The sequence below is a fragment of the Brevundimonas sp. Root608 genome, from assembly GCF_001427825.1.
Classification (GTDB): Bacteria; Pseudomonadota; Alphaproteobacteria; order Caulobacterales; family Caulobacteraceae; genus Brevundimonas.
This window is the reverse complement of sequence record NZ_LMGT01000009.1, coordinates 88074-104350: the sequence shown is the minus strand read 5'-3', so window position 1 is coordinate 104350 and position 16277 is coordinate 88074. Positions and strand designations below refer to the sequence as shown.

Here is a 16277-nt window from a genome sequence, read left to right as displayed (position 1 = left end):
GATCCAGGCAGTTGCCGGGCAACATCAACCCGTCATCCCTAACGGGCGGTTTACCATCACCGGATTCGCGATCAGATGCGCGTCTCCGCCTCCGGCCCGAAAGCGCCGCCGAAACCGCCGTTCTTGCCCTCGCCGTCCTGTCCCAGCAGCAAGGCCAGCAGGCTCTGATCCTGTTTGAGCCGATCCAGACGAGCGGCGAGCATCTGGTCCCGCTCGGTCAGATCGGGGGCCGTCTGACCGGAACCGGAAGCGGCCGCCGGCGCCCCGTCGCCGGCGCTGCGCTGCAGATTGGCGTGAACCTCGGCCACCGTCGCCGGCCGGCCGTCGCGATAGAAGATCGACCGGTTGGCCGACGCGGCCTCGGGGAAGATGGCCGCCGCGGGACTTCCAGGCCGCCGGTCCATGGCGTCCATCAGCTGGGCGGCGCCCGCCGGTCCGAGAAAGTGAGCGGCGTAGAGGTCCCCGGCCCCCGGCTCACGGCCCGACCGGCCGCGAAGATAGGCGGCGTTGGAGGCGGTCAGCTCGGCCGCCATGGTCGAGGCTGCCTGGGGATCGAAGCGAAGGTCCAGCACCACGTTGCGGGCCGAGCCCTCGACGCGCCAGCGGCCGTCGCCGCCACGATAGATCAGGTCGGCGTACTGGCCGTAGCCGTGCTTGGCGCCGTGCGCCTTCACCGTACCCAGCCAGGTCTGTTCGATGAACTGGAACAGGCCGGCGGCCGATGACGTCCGGGCCTTGGCCGACGGGTTCATCGCGCTTTCGCGGCGGGCCGTCCGGACCAGGAAATCGGCGTCCACGCCAGTGGCGTTCGAGGCGCGCCGGATGGCCGCCTCGACTCCGCCAGAGGAAGGAATCGCTCCGATGTTCATGAGTCACGAGGCTGGGGGACCGTGGTTAATCAAATCCTAACGCCAGGATTAACGTCCACAGTCCCTTAACCCTGGCCGGTGGTGCGCGGTCCGGTGGCGTTTCCATGGCCACGCTCGTCCAAAACTTGCCGCAAGACCAGCGCTCAACTTCCCCGTGGGACGCTGTGGGGACGGCGAGAGACAGGGAGTGACGGCCATGATGATGACGACCGCTGGCGGACCCGGACTGGTGCATCCGCTCGATTTCAACGAACGCAGACGACCCCGGTTTTCCCGCGCGACCTGGATCGCAACGGGGATCGTGGTGGCGGCTCACGCCGGATTGGGAGTCGCCCTCTACTATCAGCGGTTCGAGATGCCGGCCGTGGCCGTCCCGACTGAGAGAAAGCCCATCGAAGTGATCTTCCGGCGGTCGCCTCCTCCTCCGAAGCCGGTCGAGGCGAAGACCCCTCCGGCGCCGAACCCCAACGTCAACGACACACCGATTCCCACGACGCCGGTCGAGACCCTGCCGACGGCCTCAACCGACAAGCCAGTCGGCGATACGACAGTGTTCACGATGGACAGGCCCGTCGACATTGTCGTGCCTGACAGCCCTTCCGCCGAACCGGTGGACACGCCCGCGCCGTTGATCCGGAACCCCAGCTGGTCGCGCCAGCCGTCCGCCGCCCAGATGATGGAAGCCTATCCGAAGCGGGCGCTCCAGGCGGAGGTCGAAGGCTCGGCCTCGCTGAACTGTCTGGTCCTGCCCACGGGAGCGGTGACGGACTGCAGCGTCACGCGTGAGACGCCCGGCTACGGGTTCGGTGGCGCGGCGCGGAGCCTGTCGCGCCATTTCCGGGTCAACCCGCGCACCGTGGACGGCGCGGCGGAGGGGTCGCGGGTCAGCATCAACCTGCGCTTCACCCTGCCGGAAGACTGATCAGGCGAACCTGAGCGGGTCGAGGGCGGCGGCGTCCGCCACGGGCGCCCTGCCCTCGACCCCGTCGGCGACGACCTGGGCGACCAGCGGCCCCAGCAGCCAGCCGTTGCGGAACGGGGCCAGGGCCAGGTGGAGGCCTGGCTCGCCGGCGGAACCGGCCAGCGGCAGGCCGTCCGGCGAAGCGCCCCGGACCCCCACCCGTGGCGACCCGGCCTCGCCTGCGGCGCCAAGCAGGGCCAGGCCTGCCGTCACGCGGCGCGCCGACTCGGCCAGGTCCGGTTCGATATCCCGGCGCCCCCGCTCCATGGTGGCCCCGATGACCACGCCCCCGGCGGCGGGGACGATATAGAGGTCGGGAGTCCGCAGCGTCCGCGGCGGCGGGGGAGCGGAAACCGGCGTCAGTTGGCCGCGAAAGGGTTCGACGGCGGCGACGGCGGCGGCGGCCCGCTCGGGCAAGCCCGGAAGCGGGGCCGCGACGCCCGTGGCGAGCACGACCGTCGGCGCGAACCATGTCCGCCCGTCCTCGGCCTCGACCCTCCAGCGACGCGCATCGGCGGACAGGCGCGCCACGGAAGAGCGAATGACGGTGACGCCGGGGGCGCGGGCGAGCGCCTTGAGGGCGGTCGCCACCTCGACGCGCCAGTCCTCGGGCGAGGTCAGTCCCGCGGGGCTGCGGCTGGCGGCGAAGCCCATGGCGGCCAGGCGCGTGAGGGCTGCGGGGATGTCGGGACCGCGCCAGTCGACGCCGTCGCGATGCAGGGTCAGGCCAAAGGTCTCGGCGAAGCCCGGCCACCGGTCGCGGGCGCGCTTCAGCAAGGCGGCCCGCTCGGGCGTGGAGTCGTCAGACAGGCTTTCCAGCGCCGGGGCGATCATGCCGGCGGCGGCGGAGCTGGCATTGGGGCCGCCGGGGTCGATGACGGTGACGGCATGCCCCCGCGCGCCCAGCTCGGCGGCCGAACACAGGCCGAGCACGCCGGCGCCGATGACGATTACATCCGGGGAAGAAGTCACGGGCGACCAGATCGACCCCCCGCGACTGGAATGCAAGCCTACTCCGCAGCAATCGCGGCGGCGCGGTTCGCGTCAATGCGAGCGGTGAGAGCCTCGTGCTGGTCCCACAGGGCCTGCGGCAGGCGGTCGCCGAACTGGGCGTAGAAATCCGGGATCAGCGAGGCCTCCTCGGCCCAGACCTCGGCATCGACGTCGAGCAGGATCGACAGGTCGGCGTCCGAAAGCGTCAGGCCCGTCAGATCCAGCGCCTCGCGCGTCGGCACACGGCCGACCGGCGTATCGACGGCCGCGGCCTCGCCGTCCAGGCGTTCCGAAATCCACTTCAGGACGCGGGCGTTGTCGCCGAAGCCCGGCCAGACGAATTGGCCGTCCTCGTTCTTGCGGAACCAGTTGACGAAGTAGAGGCGCGGCAGGTTCGCCGCCTCGGTCTTCCCGGCCATCGACAGCCAGTGGGCGAAATAGTCGCCCATGTTGTAGCCGCAGAACGGCAGCATGGCGAAGGGATCGCGGCGCAGGGTCCCGATGGCGTTCTCGGCCGCGGCGGTGCCTTCCGAGGCCACCGAGGAGCCCATGAAGACGCCGTGCTCCCAGTCGAAGGCCTCGGTCACCAGCGGCACGGCCGAGGCGCGGCGGCCGCCGAACAGGATGGCGTCGATGGGCACGCCCCGGGGATCTTCCCATTCCGGCGCGATGGTCGGGCACTGGCTGGCCGGGGCGGCGAAGCGCGCGTTCGGATGCGCGGCCGGCTCGCCGGACGCGGCGTCATGGGCGGCGCCTTTCCAGTTCGTCAGGCCCTCGGGCGCCTCCCTGGACAGGCCTTCCCACCAGACGTCGTTGTCATGGGTCAGGGCGGTGTTGGTGAAGACGGTGTTGGTCGCCATCGTCGCCAGGGCGTTGCCGTTGGTGTTGCGGCTGGTGCCGGGAGCGACGCCGAAGAACCCGGCCTCCGGGTTCACGGCGTACAGGCGGCCGTCGTCGCCGAAGCGCATCCAGGCGATGTCGTCGCCGATGGTTTCGGCCTTCCAGCCGGGGATGGTCGGCTGGAGCATGGCCAGGTTGGTCTTGCCGCAGGCCGAGGGGAAGGCGGCGGCGACGTATTTGGCGCGGCCCTTCGGATCGGTCAGCTTGAGGATCAGCATGTGCTCGGCCAGCCAGCCCTCGTCGCGGGCCATGACCGAGGCGATGCGCAGGGCGTAGCATTTCTTGCCCAGCAGGGCGTTGCCGCCATAGCCGGAGCCATAGGACCAGATCTCGCGGGTCTCGGGATAGTGGACGATCCACTTGTCGTCGTTGCAGGGCCACGGCACGTCGGCCTGACCCTCCGCCAGGGGCGCGCCCAGGGTGTGGACGGCGGGCACGAAGACGCCGTCATCGCCCAGCACGTCCAGCGCCGGCTGGCCCATGCGGGTCATGATGCCCATCGACACGGCGACATAGCCGCTGTCGGTGATCTCGACGCCGAGGGCGCTGATCTTCGAGCCCAGCGGGCCCATGGAGAAGGGCACGACGTACATCGTCCGGCCGGCCATGCAGCCGTCGAACAGGCCGTTGAGCCGCGCGCGCATCTCGACCGGGTCAGACCAGTTGTTGGTCGGGCCGGCGTCGATCTGGTTGGCCGAGCAGATGAAGGTGCGGCTCTCGACGCGGGCCACGTCCTTCGGGTCCGAGGCGGCGTAGTAGCAGCCGGGGCGTTTGGTCTGGTCGAGCTCGCGCAGCGTGCCCTTGCCGATCAGGTCGGCGACGATGGCGGCCTTTTCGGCCTCCGAGCCGTCGCACCAGTGGACGCGCGCCGGCTTCGTCAGGGCGGCGATCTGCCCGACCCAGGCGACCAGGCCGGCGTGGTTGGTGGGGGCCGGATGCAGGCCGGGAATGGTGTCCGTCACGCGCACTCTCCTGAACGTCGCCCGGCGATCTGACGCCGCCGTGGCTCTTCCCTTGCGTGGCTCATCACGCAATGTTTCAGCCGGAATGACACCGAAGCGGACGCCGCGTCAACCGATGCACGTTTCAACCTCTCGCAGGCCGAACGCCCGGCTGCCCCTGCATATTTCCGTTCCCTGCGGGCGGCCGCGCGGAGTATCCGGACAGGCATGCAGACGATGGACTCCGTTTCCCCGACTCCCTCCGGCGCCCTCGCCTCGCCCGCCGTCGCGCGGAACACCGGGCCGATCCTGCAGATTCTGCGGGCCCATCTGCCGGCCCGGGGACGGGTGCTGGAGATCGCGGCGGGTTCGGGCGAACACGCCGTGGCCTTCGCCGGGGCCCTGCCCGGCCTGGACTGGACGCCCAGCGATCCGTCGGTCGAGGCCCGGGCCAGCATCGCGGCCTGGGCCGCGGGGGCGGGCCTGCCCAATCTGCGCGCGCCGCTGGCGCTGGACGTGCTGGACCCCGCAACCTGGCCGGAGGGACCGCTGCGGGTCGTGGTCTGCATAAACATGATCCACATCAGCCCCTGGGCGGCGACGGAGGGGCTGATGGCGCTGGCCGGGAGCCGGCTGGCCGTCGGCGGCCTGCTGGTCCTGTACGGGCCGTATCGCGAGCCGGAGATGCCGCTGGCGGCGTCGAACGCGGCCTTCGACGAGAGCCTGAAAGCCCGCCATCCGGCTTGGGGACTGAGAGACCGGGACGAGGTTGCGGCGGCGGCGAAGGTGGAAGGGCTGGCTCTGACACGGCGGGTCGAGATGCCGGCGAACAATCTGATGCTGTTGTTCCGGCGGGTCTGACCGGCCCTTGTGCTTCCGGCGGAGATGTGAGGGCATCGACCCCAAGCTTGGCTGAACCTGATCGAAAGCGCCGACATGAAACGTCTCCTCCTTGTTCTGGCTGTTCTGGCCACCGCGGCTCCGGCGTGGGGGCAGACGCCGCCGACGGCCGCGCCGGCCGCTGCTCCGGCTCCGGCTCCGGCTCCGCCCTATGGCGCGCCGATCGGGCTGGAGGCGGCGCAGGCGCTGATCGATCGCGCCGTCGAGGCGGGCCGCGCCCGCGGTTTCCGCCTGGCCATCGCCGTGGTCGAGCCATCGGGGGAGCTGGTGGCCTTCGGGCGGATGGACGACGTCCAGTACGGCTCGATCACTGTCGCCCAGGCCAAGGCCCGGTCCGCGGCCCGGTTCCGCACCGCCTCCGCCTCGGCGGAGGAGCGGCTGGCCGCAGGGCGCATCGCCCTGCTGGCCATCGACGGGATCGTGCCCGTCGCCGGCGGCGTACCGATCGTGGTCGACGGCCGGGTGGTCGGAGCCATCGGCGTCTCTGGCGCATCCTCGGCGCAGGACGACGAGGTCGCGCGAGCCGCCATAGCCGCCGCCCTCGGCGGCTGATCGGCGGCTGGACCCGGCTTCGCCCTGCGGCTACGGACCCGCATGGCGTTTTCCCGCACCTATGACGGCCCCGAGCCGGTCCGGATCAACAAATGGCTGGGCCAGACCGGCGTCTGCTCGCGGCGCGAGGCCGACGCCCTGATCGCCGACGGCCTCGTCTCGGTCGACGGCGAGGTGGTGACCGACGCGGGCCGCAAGCTGGAAACCGGACAGACGCTGACGCTGAACGACCGGGCGACGGCGGCCCTGGCCGAGGGCGTGACCATCGTCATGCACAAGCCGCTGGGGTACGTCTCGGGCCAGCCGGAGCCGGACAAGATCCCGGCGGTGCGGCTGATCACCGAGGCCAACCGGGTCGGCGAGGGCGCGGTCCCGCCCGAGGACGCCTCCCTGCCCCCGATCGGCCGGCTGGATGAGGATTCGCGGGGCCTGCTGCTGCTGTCGTCGGACGGGGTGGTGGCCAAGGCGGTGATCGGGCCGCAATCCGATCTGGACAAGGAATATCTGGTCCGCGTCGCCGGCGACGTGACCGAGAAGAAGCTGAAGATCCTGCGCCACGGCCTGATGCTGGACGGGCGTCAGCTGAAGCCCGCCTACGTCAGCCGGATGGAGTCCTTCCGGCTGAAATTCATCCTGCGCGAGGGTCGCAACCGGCAGATCCGGCGGATGTGCGAGATGGTGGATCTGGAGGTTGTGGATTTGATCCGTGTACGGATCGGGCCACTGAAACTGGACAATCTGCCCGAGGGCAAATGGCGGATGCTGACCGCCGAGGAGCGGGCGGCGCTGGTCGGCTGAGACTCCGAAAAACACCGTCCAACTCGTCCAACTCGTCCAAAGAGTCCGCTCCGTCCGCTTCTCCGGAATGGGCGTGCACGGCGTGCGCCTTCGCCGGGCTGAGAGGCGTTCGATCGAAGGCCCAGGGACGCACCGTATCAGCCCGGTGCGTCAGAATCGGTCGCATCGCGGCGTGACGCCATCACGCGGGCACATAGGTCAACCGGATCGCTTCCCCGCCGATCCGGTCATGGGCGACAAGGCGGAGCGGCGGCCGGGGGACGGCGAAGAACGGAGCGCCCTGACCCAGGACGACGGGATGGAGGTAGAGGCGATATTCATCGATCAGACCGAGGTCGGTCAGGCTTTGCGCCAGAACCGGCCCGCCGACGTGGATGTCGCCCTCCAGGTCGGTCTTCAGCCCGCGGATCACGCCCTCCATGTCGCCTGAGACAAGGGTGGCGTTGGGACCGACCGAGGTCAGGGAGCGCGACACGACCCATTTGCGTTCGGCGCGCCACGCCGCCGCGAACGCCTGAAGATCCGGGGTCCAGTCGGGATCGTCCTGTTCCCAGTAGCGCATGATTTCATACAGGCGGCGGCCGTAGATGCTGCCCGTCGCGCCCCGCACCTGTTCTATCCAGTGACGAAAGAGCACCGGATCGGGCGCGAACTTCTCGTGGTCGACGTAGCCGTCGAGCGACACATTCATTCCAAACACGAGCCGGGCCATGCCGGAAACTCCCCCTGTCTAGGCCCGGCCCGCGGCGAGTTCCGGCCGCGCCGCCTCCGCCGCCCGGAACGGCTTCATCTGGTCGGCCAGCGCACGCTGGAAGGCCGGGCGGGCCTCGGCCCGGACCACATAGTCGGCCAGCGCAGGATAGTCGGCGAGGATGTCGGTATGGCGCAGGTCGCGCAGCACATGGGTCATCAGGATATCGGCGGCGCTGAAGCGGTCGCAGGCGAACCACCGGCGGTCGCCGAGCGCGGCCTGCAGATCGCCCAGCCGCTTGCGCAACATGGTCTCGACCTCGGGACGGCGCTCCTTCGCCCAGGCCTTGTCGGCATGGAACAGGTCGATGCCGGCCAGCTCGGCCACACAGGGCTCGACGCTGTTGGAGGCCGCGAACAGCCAGGTCATGACCATGGCGCGCCCGGCCTCGTCGGCGGGCATCAGCTGGTCAGAACTCTGGGCGATGTAGAGGACGATGGCGCCGCTCTCGAACATCTCGACCTTGCCGTCGCTGAAGGCGGGGACCTGGCCGAAGGGCTGTTTCGCGCGATAGGCCGGCGTCGCCTGGTCCTCGAAGCCGATCAGGTGGTCGTCATAGCCCAGACCCGCCTCCTCCAGCGCCCAGCGCACGCGGATGTCGCGGACCGAGCCCTGGGCGAAGGGCGGGACCCATCTGAAGGCGGTGACCTTGATCATGGCGGGCTCCCTCCCGTTTGACAGTTGCGTTGATATCAACATAATTGACGCCATGTCAAACGTGCCCGCCGCCTTCGCCGCCACCCTGCACATCCGCGACCATTGCCTGTGCCTGCATGCCCAGCGCGCGGCGCGGACCCTGTCGCGGCGGTTCGACGAGGCCTTTCGCGGCCTGGGCATCACCAGCGGCCAGTTCTCGCTGCTGAACGGACTGAACCGGCCCGAGCCGCCGACCATAGGCGCGGTGGCGGCGCTGCTGGCCATGGACCGGTCGACGGTGACGGCCAATCTGAAGCCGCTGGAGCGGATGGGCGCGGTCGTCCTCGGCGTCGATCCGAAGGACCGGCGCAGCCGCCGTCCGGCCCTGACCGACGCGGGTCGGGCGCTGCTGGCGGCGGCCACGCCGATCTGGGTGCGCGAGCATGGGGCGATCGAGGCCGGACTGGCCGGCGCCGGGGACGCGCTGCGGGCGGGTTTGCGGCAGGTGGGATGAGCCCCTGCCCTTCTCCCGAAAGGGGAGAAGGAAGGTCGCTCACTGGTGGTCGATATTCACATCGGCGTTGGCGCCGGTGATGGCGGTGTCGGTCCCGTTCACCTGGGTCGCCTTGACCCGGTTGATGTCGGCCAGGGTGATGCCGCTGTTGCCCGCGTCGAAGGCGCCGGTGATGGCGTGGCCGACGTGCCGGCCGCTGTCGTAGGTCCCGTCATCCTCGAGGAAGAAGTCGACCGGGGTGTCGTAACCGCCGCCCGAGGCCTTGCGGGCCGCCACGGTCGCGGCGTTGCCGAGGGTCAGGGTGACGGCGCCGCCGTTGTGCGCCACGCTGGCGACGCCCCGCTGCAGCACGGTGTCGGCGTCGGCCGAGCGGACGAAGCAGAGGTTCTTGCCCGGCCGCACATGCAGGGTGTGCGTCGCCGTCTTGGCCCTCAGGATCCCGCCCGGATAGACGAAATAGGCGCTGGTGCCGCGGTCGTCGCCGGCCGAGGTGAAGAACTGCGCCGCTACGTTGTCGTAAAGCATGATGACCTCCCTTGGTGTCGGTTGAAGACAACCAAGGGTTATCACAGGTTGTGACCGCGAGCTACTTTTTTCTCGCTTTAGTTGTGTTGGAGAGGTTCAGCGCCACGGCGGCGCGGACGAGGGCCTTCAGGGCCTCCGCGTCGATCACGTCCCCCTCGTGGAAATCGACGGCGCGGCGGGTGCTTCCCTCGAGGCTGGCGTTGAACAGGCCGGAGGGGTCCTCCAGCGCGGCGCCCTTGGCGAAGGTCATCTTGACGGCGGTCTTGTAGACCTCGCCGGTGGTGAGGATGCCGGCGCGCTCCCACACCGGGACGCGGCCCCATTTCACCGTCTCGACCACCTCCGGGTCAGCCTCGTGGACGAGGGCGCGGATGCGGGCGAGGGTCCGGCCGCGCCAGTCGCCGAGGGCCGCGATCTTCGCGTCGATCCGTTGCGGGGCGGAAAGACCGGCCTCGGCCGGGTCGATGTCCATCTTTCCCATGGTCGTTCCTCCGTCACATGCGCTCGCCGGGCAGCCGGCTGGCCTGCCGGATCCAGTCGGCCAGTCGAGTCTCGTCGAGCGGGTCGCCCTCGTGGATGTGGAAATAGCGCACGTCCTTGTGCTTCGAGCCCACGGGCGGAACGGGGTCCAGCGACGCGCCGCGGTAGAAGGCCAGCTTCAGATAGCGGTCGAAGGCGTGGAAGCCGGCAAACCAGGCCCCCTCCTCGACGCCGTACAGCGGGGTGTTCCATTTGACCGCCTTCCGCACGCCGGGAACCATGCGCGTGATCAGGGCGTCGAGGCGGCGGGCGGCGTCGCTTTTCCAGCCCGGGGCGGCGGCGATCCACGCCTGGACCGGGGCGTCGCCATGGCCCTTGGGGATCTGGGGATTGCCGCCCGAGAGCAGGACGGGTTTCTCTGGCTTGTCGGTCATCAGGTCGCCTCCTCAATCGGCCCGCGCCACCACCTGTTCCAGCTTCGCGAGGAACTGCCGCCAGCCGGCGTTGGCGCCGCCGAAGGCCTGTTTCTGATCGGGGCGGAAGCCGGCCTGCTCCACGCGCAGATGCGTTCCCGCGTCCGTCGGGGTCAGGGTGAAGGTCACCACGCTCTTCATCGCATAGGCCGGATCGTCGTGGGCGTAGTCCCAGGTGTAGGAGAGAGTCCTCTCCGGCTCGACGGTCAGGACCTCGCAGTCCAGCACCCCGCCCCAGTCGCCGCTGAGCCTGAAGCTGTGGCCGACCACCGGCCGGAAGTCGTTCTTCATCAGCCATTCCTCGATCAGGTGCGGCTGCGTCAGGGCGCGCCACAGCTTCCCGGGCGGAAACGGGATGTCCCGCTCGATGACGACGGAGCGGGTTTCGGTCGCGGCGGCGGTCATTGGTCCATCCTTTTGAGCAGGTCCTCGAGGTGGTCGATGCGGGCTTCCCAGAAGCCGGTCATGCGGCCGGTCCAGTCCGCCAGCGGGGCGAGGGCCTCGAGCCGGGCGCTGTAGTGGGTCTGGCGGCCGTCGGGCCGGTCACGCACCAGCCCGGCCTGTTTCAGCACCCCGAGATGTCTGGACACGGCCGGCTGCGACACCCCGGCCTGGGCCGTCAGCACCCCGACCGTGGTCTCGCCGTCGCGGCACAGACGTTCGAACAGGGCCCGCCGGGTGGGGTCGGCGAGGGTCCGGAACAGGACGTCGTGGGCGGGCGGCGGGTTCAATCCATAACTCCAGAGCTATGGATTGGACGCATAGCTGGCGGGTTATGGGTGAGTCAAGCCCGAGGCCGCCGCCGCCAGCATCCACACCGCCATGACGACCATCATCAGGTTCTCGGTAAGGGAGACGAAACCCAGCGGGACATTGGAGGCGCCGCCGACGCAGGCGCATTTGAGCTCGCGCTTGTCGACATAGACGGCCTTGAACACCGACACCGCGCCGATCCCGCCGATGAACAGGGCGACCGGGGCCGACAGCCAGGTCAGGGCGCCGGCCAGCATCAGCACGCCTGCGCCCAGCTCGGCGAAGGGATAGATGTAGCCGTAGGGCACCCAGCGCCGGGCCAGCAGGTCGTAGTTGAGGAACATGGTCGAGAATTTCTCGACGTCCTGCAGCTTCAGCATGGCCAGCAGACACATGGCCGTGGCGATGAAATTGGGCAGGACCATCGCGGTGATCGCCCGCAGCGACAGCCAGTCGATCGCCAGGGCGATCAGGGCGGCGACGGCGAAGACGGCCAGCACGGGGGTGTAGCTGGTCGCCCCCTCCTCCGGGACCGTCTCGCCGAAGAAGCGGCGCAGGTCGTCATGGCCGCCGATGCGGACGCCGCCGATGAAGGTCTGGGGCGTGGTCCTGACGCCGTGCACGGCCTTGAAGGCGTCGGTCTCCTCGCGGGTCTTCAGATGGTGGTCCTGGACGGCGTAGCCCTTGCGGCGCAGCAGCCAGAGCGACTTCCGGCCATAGGGGCAGACGTGGTCGGCCATGACCATGCGGTGGAGGACGGCGGTCCTGGGGGCGGCGGCGGTCTGGTCGGACATGGGTTTCTCCTGTTGCCGATAACGATCCGCCCCCCATGTAGGGTCCGGACCATGGTACGGAGTCAAGGCATGACCGGTATGACCATCGCGCGGCTGGCCAGGGCCGGCGGCGTGGGCGTGGAGACGGTGCGCTACTACCAGCGGCGCGGCCTGCTGGAGACGCCGCCGCGACCGGAGGGCGCGGGGCTCGGCGGCGGCGTGCGGCGCTACGGGGCGGAGGATGTGCGGCGGCTGAGGTTCATCCGCCAGGCGCAGGGGGCGGGCTTCACCCTCGAGCAGATCGGGGAGCTGCTGGCGCTGGACGCGGGCGAGGACCGCGGCCGGGCGCTGGCCCTGGCCGAGGCGCGGCTGGCGGAGCTGGATGCCCGGATCGCCGAACTGGAGGCGGCGCGCGCGGCGCTGCGGCGACTGGCGGGGGCTTGCGCGGGCGGGGGGAAAGGGCCCTGCCCGATCCTGGAGGCGTTCGAGGGGTGAGGTCAGCGCGGTCGGCGCATGGACGGTTCCGCGAAAAAACACGGTCCAGGTCGTCCAACTCGTCCACCGGACGGGCGGCGGCGCGCCTCTACGGCGCGACGGGGTTCGGTTGTCAAAGACCTGGACTGGGATGATAGCCGGCCGGTACGTCAAAAGCGGACGCAGGCGACCCCGCGCCGTTCCCCCTTGCGGGAGAAGGACGCCAGAGGAACGACCCGGCCTTCTTCTCCAGCAGCGCCACCAGCTCGGGCTGCATGAAGGCGTCGTCGTCGGGGATGTCGAGGCGGATGACGCGGGCGCGCTTCAGCTGCGGTTTGAAGCGGCGCAGGAGTTTGGCGCGGTGGGCGCGCTCCATGACGAAGATGAGGTGGGCCCGTCCTGTTGTCCTTTCGTCATCCTCCGGCGAGCGCAGCGAGACCGGGGGACCCAGCGGCGCCGAAGGCGATCTGTTCAGGCACGCTGTTTGACGACGGAGTCCGGGACAGGTTCGCGCTCTCGCGCGCCGCTGGGTCCCCCGGTCTGCGCCGCGAAGGCGCGGCTTGCCGGAGGATGACGAAAGGAAGGTCGGGCGCCAGGCCGGCGGAGGCGGTCCCGACTCCGGGGTGGGACGCGAACACCTGCTCGGCCGTGGGGGAGCGGAGGCGGTTGCGGGAGCAGAGGAAGAGGAGGTTGGTCAGGATGAGATTTAGTTAGAATCAGAAGGTTCGTCCGGGCTGAGAAGTCCGCGTCTCGGCGGATTCTTCACAGTTGGATTCGCGGCGAGTGCGTTGGACACAGTGTCCCAGTTCGCCAAGGCATTTCGAGCGCGTGGCGAGAGCGTATCTCGGCCAAGAGCTTTGACTACTTCTTCAACGCTCATTGTGGCCAGTTCGCCTTGGCCAACGATGCCCGCGCTGAAGTGATTTCCAGCAATGCGTGCGACATCAGCCTCAGTAAGTGGGCGATGAGGAAGGCGAGCTTCCATAGAGCGCACGATTTCGGTCAACTGGTCGAGGCGAGAATTCGTTTCCGAGTCAACGGGACTGACCGGCTCGGGAGCCGGCGTATTGCTCTCGCTGTCCGGCCTATGCACTTCACAAAGCGCTTCTCCGTAACGGGACCAAAGCGACTCGAAATGTTCAGAGAAGTCCGCGTCCAACTGACCGTAGCCCGTCATCTCGCGGATCGAGTCAGCAATCCGCTGGATTCCAAACTTGTTCAGGTCCGCTGCTTGGAAGGCACTGAGGGGCGTGTCGGCGATCAACCGAGTTGGAACGCCACATAACAGCGGCATAACGCGCGCTTTTGTAACAACCTTGGCTAGCGCGCCGGCTTCATAGTGGATCCAAGGCCTTAAATGATTTTCCGCAGTTACGACGACAATGCCAACATTACATGCATCGAGCTTCTCCGAGATCACATCATACCAGCGCTGGCCGCTGCTTATATTTTCCGAAGAAATAAAGAATCCAAAGGTTGGAAATAGTCTTCGAAAAAATTCGTAGACTTTTTGGGCCGTTTTCTGACTTGCTGGCAAAGACCAGCTAATAAAGATGTGTGAGTCCGTCATAGGGGAATGTTGTCATGCTTCTTCCACGGGTTGTCTAGCTGCTTGTTCTTCAGCGTCCGTAGCGCCCGGATCAGCCGCCGCCGCGTCCCGTGCGGCATGATCACGTCGTCGATATAGCCGAGGCCTGCCGCCACGAAGGGGTTGGCGAAGCGTTCCTTGTACTCGGCCTCGCGCGCCGCCAGGGCCTCGGGGTCGCCGGCCTCCTTGCGGAAGATGATCTCGACCGCCCCCTTGGCGCCCATGACGGCGATCTCGGCCGAGGGCCAGGCGTAGTTGACGTCGCCGCGCAGGTGTTTGGAGCTCATCACGTCATAGGCGCCGCCATAGGCCTTGCGGGTGATGACGGTCAGCTTGGGCACGGTGGCCTCGGCATAGGCGAACAGCAGCTTGGCGCCGTGCTTGATCAGGCCGCCGTACTCCTGACGCGTGCCGGGCATGAAGCCGGGCACGTCGACGAAGGTGACCAGCGGGATGCCGAAGGCGTCGCAGAAGCGCACGAAACGGGCGGCCTTGCGGCTGGAGTCGATGTCGAGGACGCCGGCCAGGACCTGGGGCTGGTTGGCGACGACGCCGACGGTCTGGCCGTCGAGGCGGCCGAAGCCGGTGACGATGTTCTTCGCGAAGTCGGGGGCGATCTCGAAGAATTCGGCCTCGTCGACCGTCTTCAGGATCAGCTCCTTGATGTCATAGGGCTGGTTCGGATTGGCCGGGACGAGGGTGTCGAGGCTGGCCTCGTCGCGCTGGGGATCGTCGTAGGAGTCGCGGACGGGCGGCTTTTCGCGGTTCGACAGGGGCAGGAAGCCAATCAGGCGGCGGACCTCGCTGAGGGCCTCGAGATCGTTCTCGAAGGCGCCGTCGGCGACGCCGGACTTCTGCGAATGGACGCGGGCGCCGCCCAGGTCCTCGTGGGTCACCACCTCATTGGTGACCGTCTTCACCACATCGGGGCCGGTGACGTACATGTACGACGTGTCCTTCACCATGAAGATGAAGTCGGTGATGGCGGGGGAATAGACGTCGCCGCCGGCGCAGGGGCCCATGATGACGCTGATCTGGGGGATGACGCCCGAGGCCAGGGTGTTCTGCAGGAAGATGTCGGCATAGCCGGCGAGGGATTCGACCCCCTCCTGGATGCGGGCCCCGCCGGCGTCGAACAGGCCGATGATCGGGGCGCCGTTGGTCAGGGCCATGGTCTGGATCTTGACGATCTTGGCCGCGTGGGCGCCCGAGAGCGAGCCGCCGAAGACGGTGAAGTCCTTGGAGAAGACATAGACCAGACGGCCGCCGATGGTGCCGCGGCCGGTGACGACGCCGTCGCCGGGGATGCGCTGGGTCTCCATGCCGAAGTCATGCGAGCGGTGCTCCACGAACATGTCGGTCTCCTCGAAGGAGCCCTCGTCCAGCAGCACGTCGATGCGTTCGCGGGCGGTCAGCTTGCCCTTGGCGTGCTGGCTGGCGATGCGTTTCTCGCCGCCGCCGAGGCGGGCGCCGGCGCGGCGCTGTTCCAGCTGTTCGAGGATGGTCTTCATGCGGCGTCTCCTTGAGCGCTGGCTTAAGGAGACGCGCTGGCGGTGGCAAGCGACGCTAGCCCGAGAAGCCCTCGCCCAGCGTCGGCGGCGCGGTCATGCCGGCCAGACGGGTCAGCTCCGCGACGTGAGCGGCGAAGGCGTCGCGGCCGGCGGGGGTGAAGGCGGCCCAGGTGCGCTGGCGGCCTCCGCTGGCGACCTTGCGCAGCTTGATATAGCCGGCGTCCTCGAGCTGTTTCAGATGTTTGGACAGGACCGAGTCGGACACGGCGATGGCGTCTCGGACCATGGCGAACTCGGCCTCGTCGGCGGCCGAGAGGATGGCGCAGATCTGGAGGCGGCCGGGCGCGTGGATGACCGGGTCGAACCGGGGCACGCCGCTCACGTTTTCGCACCCATTTCGGCGCGATAGACGCGACGCCAGATGCGGGAGCCGACCAGGGCCGCGACGAAGGCCGCGGCGCCGGCGAGGGCGGCGACGACCGCGACGTCGGTCTCCGGGGACTGGCGGCGGACGATGGTCACGCCGACGATGATGGCCGCGGCGGCCAGGCCGATGGCGATGGCGACCCATCGGGCGTGGCGCGGTGACACCCCGGTGATGCGCAGGCCGGTGCGGCGCGCCTCGTGCTGGAACAGCACGACCAGCGCCAGGACGCCAAGCGAACTGGCGGTCACGTTCCATGGGTTGTCGAAGGCCTGCCCCCCGACCATCACGGCCATGATGGCGGCATAGGTCAGATCATAGCGCCAGCCGCCGACGGCGACGCGGTCATGGACGGTCTTGCGGGAGCTGGCGATGGCGGCGAGCGCCTCGGCCGGCGTGGGGCCGGACTGCTGCGGGTGGTCGTCGGTCATTGGGCGTTCCTCACTTTCTGATCTGGAAAG

22 protein-coding genes are annotated in these 16277 nt (G+C 68.9%); 6 read left to right on the top strand and 16 right to left on the bottom strand.

What is annotated here, in order from left to right; all coding sequences use genetic code 11:
* Nucleotides 1-71 precede the first annotated feature (71 nt).
* A complete protein-coding gene (locus ASD59_RS12725; protein ID WP_055832255.1) occupies nt 72-869 on the bottom strand; it encodes a transglycosylase SLT domain-containing protein in 798 nt (265 codons plus the stop codon).
* Between the two features lie 196 nt (nt 870-1065).
* Between ASD59_RS12725 and ASD59_RS12720 the strand changes: the two genes are divergently transcribed.
* On the top strand, nt 1066-1791 hold the full coding sequence (locus tag ASD59_RS12720; RefSeq protein ID WP_055832254.1) for a TonB family protein: 726 nt from the start codon (nt 1066-1068) through the stop codon (nt 1789-1791).
* Here the strand turns inward: ASD59_RS12720 and ASD59_RS12715 are convergent, their stop codons facing one another.
* Together ASD59_RS12715 and ASD59_RS12710 are read right to left on the bottom strand one after the other, a co-directional pair.
* Nucleotides 1792-2802: an NAD(P)/FAD-dependent oxidoreductase gene (locus ASD59_RS12715; protein ID WP_200943650.1), complete on the bottom strand. Its 1011-nt coding sequence runs from the start codon at nt 2800-2802 to the stop codon at nt 1792-1794.
* 38 nt (nt 2803-2840) lie between these two features.
* The gene (locus ASD59_RS12710) at nt 2841-4685 is read right to left on the bottom strand and encodes a phosphoenolpyruvate carboxykinase (GTP) (RefSeq protein ID WP_055832252.1); all 1845 of its coding nucleotides are present in this window, start codon (nt 4683-4685) and stop codon (nt 2841-2843) included.
* Between the two features lie 207 nt (nt 4686-4892).
* Here ASD59_RS12710 and ASD59_RS12705 point away from each other — a divergent pair, with 207 nt between their 5' ends.
* The 3 genes from ASD59_RS12705 (at nt 4893) to ASD59_RS12695 (ending at nt 6914) form a co-directional block, all read left to right on the top strand.
* Complete coding sequence (locus ASD59_RS12705; RefSeq protein WP_055832251.1) at nt 4893-5525, top strand: DUF938 domain-containing protein; 633 nt, start codon at nt 4893-4895, stop codon at nt 5523-5525.
* 75 nt (nt 5526-5600) lie between these two features.
* On the top strand, nt 5601-6116 hold the full coding sequence (locus tag ASD59_RS12700; RefSeq protein WP_055832250.1) for a GlcG/HbpS family heme-binding protein: 516 nt from the start codon (nt 5601-5603) through the stop codon (nt 6114-6116).
* Nucleotides 6117-6158: 42 nt separating this feature from the next.
* A complete protein-coding gene (locus ASD59_RS12695) occupies nt 6159-6914 on the top strand; it encodes a pseudouridine synthase (protein ID WP_055832249.1) in 756 nt (251 codons plus the stop codon).
* Nucleotides 6915-7095: 181 nt separating this feature from the next.
* Here ASD59_RS12695 and ASD59_RS12690 read toward each other — a convergent pair whose 3' ends face one another.
* Both ASD59_RS12690 and ASD59_RS12685 read right to left on the bottom strand, forming a co-directional pair.
* Nucleotides 7096-7626: a dihydrofolate reductase family protein gene (locus ASD59_RS12690; protein WP_055832248.1), complete on the bottom strand. Its 531-nt coding sequence runs from the start codon at nt 7624-7626 to the stop codon at nt 7096-7098.
* 18 nt (nt 7627-7644) lie between these two features.
* Nucleotides 7645-8322 carry a glutathione S-transferase family protein gene (locus ASD59_RS12685; protein WP_055832247.1) on the bottom strand — a complete coding sequence of 226 codons (678 nt, stop codon included), beginning with the start codon at nt 8320-8322 and terminating at the stop codon, nt 7645-7647.
* Nucleotides 8323-8374: 52 nt separating this feature from the next.
* Here ASD59_RS12685 and ASD59_RS12680 point away from each other — a divergent pair, with 52 nt between their 5' ends.
* Entirely contained in the window at nt 8375-8815 is a 441-nt protein-coding gene (locus ASD59_RS12680; protein ID WP_055832245.1) for a MarR family winged helix-turn-helix transcriptional regulator, read from the top strand.
* Between the two features lie 39 nt (nt 8816-8854).
* Here the strand turns inward: ASD59_RS12680 and ASD59_RS12675 are convergent, their stop codons facing one another.
* The 6 genes from ASD59_RS12675 to ASD59_RS12650 all read right to left on the bottom strand — a co-directional run bounded on the left by ASD59_RS12675 (nt 8855) and on the right by ASD59_RS12650 (nt 11840).
* Nucleotides 8855-9340, bottom strand: coding sequence for a hypothetical protein (locus tag ASD59_RS12675; protein ID WP_055832243.1), 486 nt, complete (start codon nt 9338-9340; stop codon nt 8855-8857).
* A 61-nt stretch (nt 9341-9401) separates the two neighbouring features.
* Nucleotides 9402-9821, bottom strand: coding sequence for a DUF1801 domain-containing protein (locus tag ASD59_RS12670; RefSeq protein ID WP_055832241.1), 420 nt, complete (start codon nt 9819-9821; stop codon nt 9402-9404).
* Between the two features lie 13 nt (nt 9822-9834).
* Nucleotides 9835-10254: a DUF1801 domain-containing protein gene (locus ASD59_RS12665; RefSeq protein ID WP_055832239.1), complete on the bottom strand. Its 420-nt coding sequence runs from the start codon at nt 10252-10254 to the stop codon at nt 9835-9837.
* Nucleotides 10255-10266: 12 nt separating this feature from the next.
* Nucleotides 10267-10698 carry an SRPBCC family protein gene (locus ASD59_RS12660; protein WP_055832237.1) on the bottom strand — a complete coding sequence of 144 codons (432 nt, stop codon included), beginning with the start codon at nt 10696-10698 and terminating at the stop codon, nt 10267-10269.
* Entirely contained in the window at nt 10695-11024 is a 330-nt protein-coding gene (locus ASD59_RS12655; RefSeq protein ID WP_055832234.1) for an ArsR/SmtB family transcription factor, read from the bottom strand. Before ASD59_RS12655 ends, ASD59_RS12660 begins: the two co-directional genes overlap by 4 nt.
* Nucleotides 11025-11066: 42 nt before the next feature.
* The gene (locus ASD59_RS12650; protein WP_055832232.1) at nt 11067-11840 is read right to left on the bottom strand and encodes a MauE/DoxX family redox-associated membrane protein; all 774 of its coding nucleotides are present in this window, start codon (nt 11838-11840) and stop codon (nt 11067-11069) included.
* Nucleotides 11841-11909: 69 nt separating this feature from the next.
* Here ASD59_RS12650 and ASD59_RS12645 point away from each other — a divergent pair, with 69 nt between their 5' ends.
* The gene (locus tag ASD59_RS12645) at nt 11910-12314 is read left to right on the top strand and encodes a MerR family DNA-binding protein (protein WP_055832230.1); all 405 of its coding nucleotides are present in this window, start codon (nt 11910-11912) and stop codon (nt 12312-12314) included.
* A gap of 112 nt (nt 12315-12426) precedes the next feature.
* On the opposite strand, the gene ASD59_RS12640 is transcribed toward ASD59_RS12645, so the two are convergent.
* The 5 genes from ASD59_RS12640 to ASD59_RS14630 form a co-directional block, all read right to left on the bottom strand.
* The gene (locus ASD59_RS12640) at nt 12427-12669 is read right to left on the bottom strand and encodes a hypothetical protein (protein ID WP_055832228.1); all 243 of its coding nucleotides are present in this window, start codon (nt 12667-12669) and stop codon (nt 12427-12429) included.
* A 330-nt stretch (nt 12670-12999) separates the two neighbouring features.
* Nucleotides 13000-13863, bottom strand: a complete 864-nt coding sequence (locus ASD59_RS14050) for a toll/interleukin-1 receptor domain-containing protein (protein ID WP_082560197.1) — start codon at nt 13861-13863, stop codon at nt 13000-13002.
* The gene (locus ASD59_RS12635; RefSeq protein ID WP_055832226.1) at nt 13860-15392 is read right to left on the bottom strand and encodes an acyl-CoA carboxylase subunit beta; all 1533 of its coding nucleotides are present in this window, start codon (nt 15390-15392) and stop codon (nt 13860-13862) included. Before ASD59_RS12635 ends, ASD59_RS14050 begins: the two co-directional genes overlap by 4 nt.
* A 55-nt stretch (nt 15393-15447) precedes the next feature.
* Nucleotides 15448-15774 carry a winged helix-turn-helix domain-containing protein gene (locus tag ASD59_RS14635; protein WP_055832224.1) on the bottom strand — a complete coding sequence of 109 codons (327 nt, stop codon included), beginning with the start codon at nt 15772-15774 and terminating at the stop codon, nt 15448-15450.
* Nucleotides 15771-16247 carry a hypothetical protein gene (locus ASD59_RS14630; RefSeq protein ID WP_055832222.1) on the bottom strand — a complete coding sequence of 159 codons (477 nt, stop codon included), beginning with the start codon at nt 16245-16247 and terminating at the stop codon, nt 15771-15773. The genes ASD59_RS14635 and ASD59_RS14630 overlap by 4 nt, the downstream gene beginning before the upstream one ends.
* Nucleotides 16248-16277: the final 30 nt, after the last annotated feature.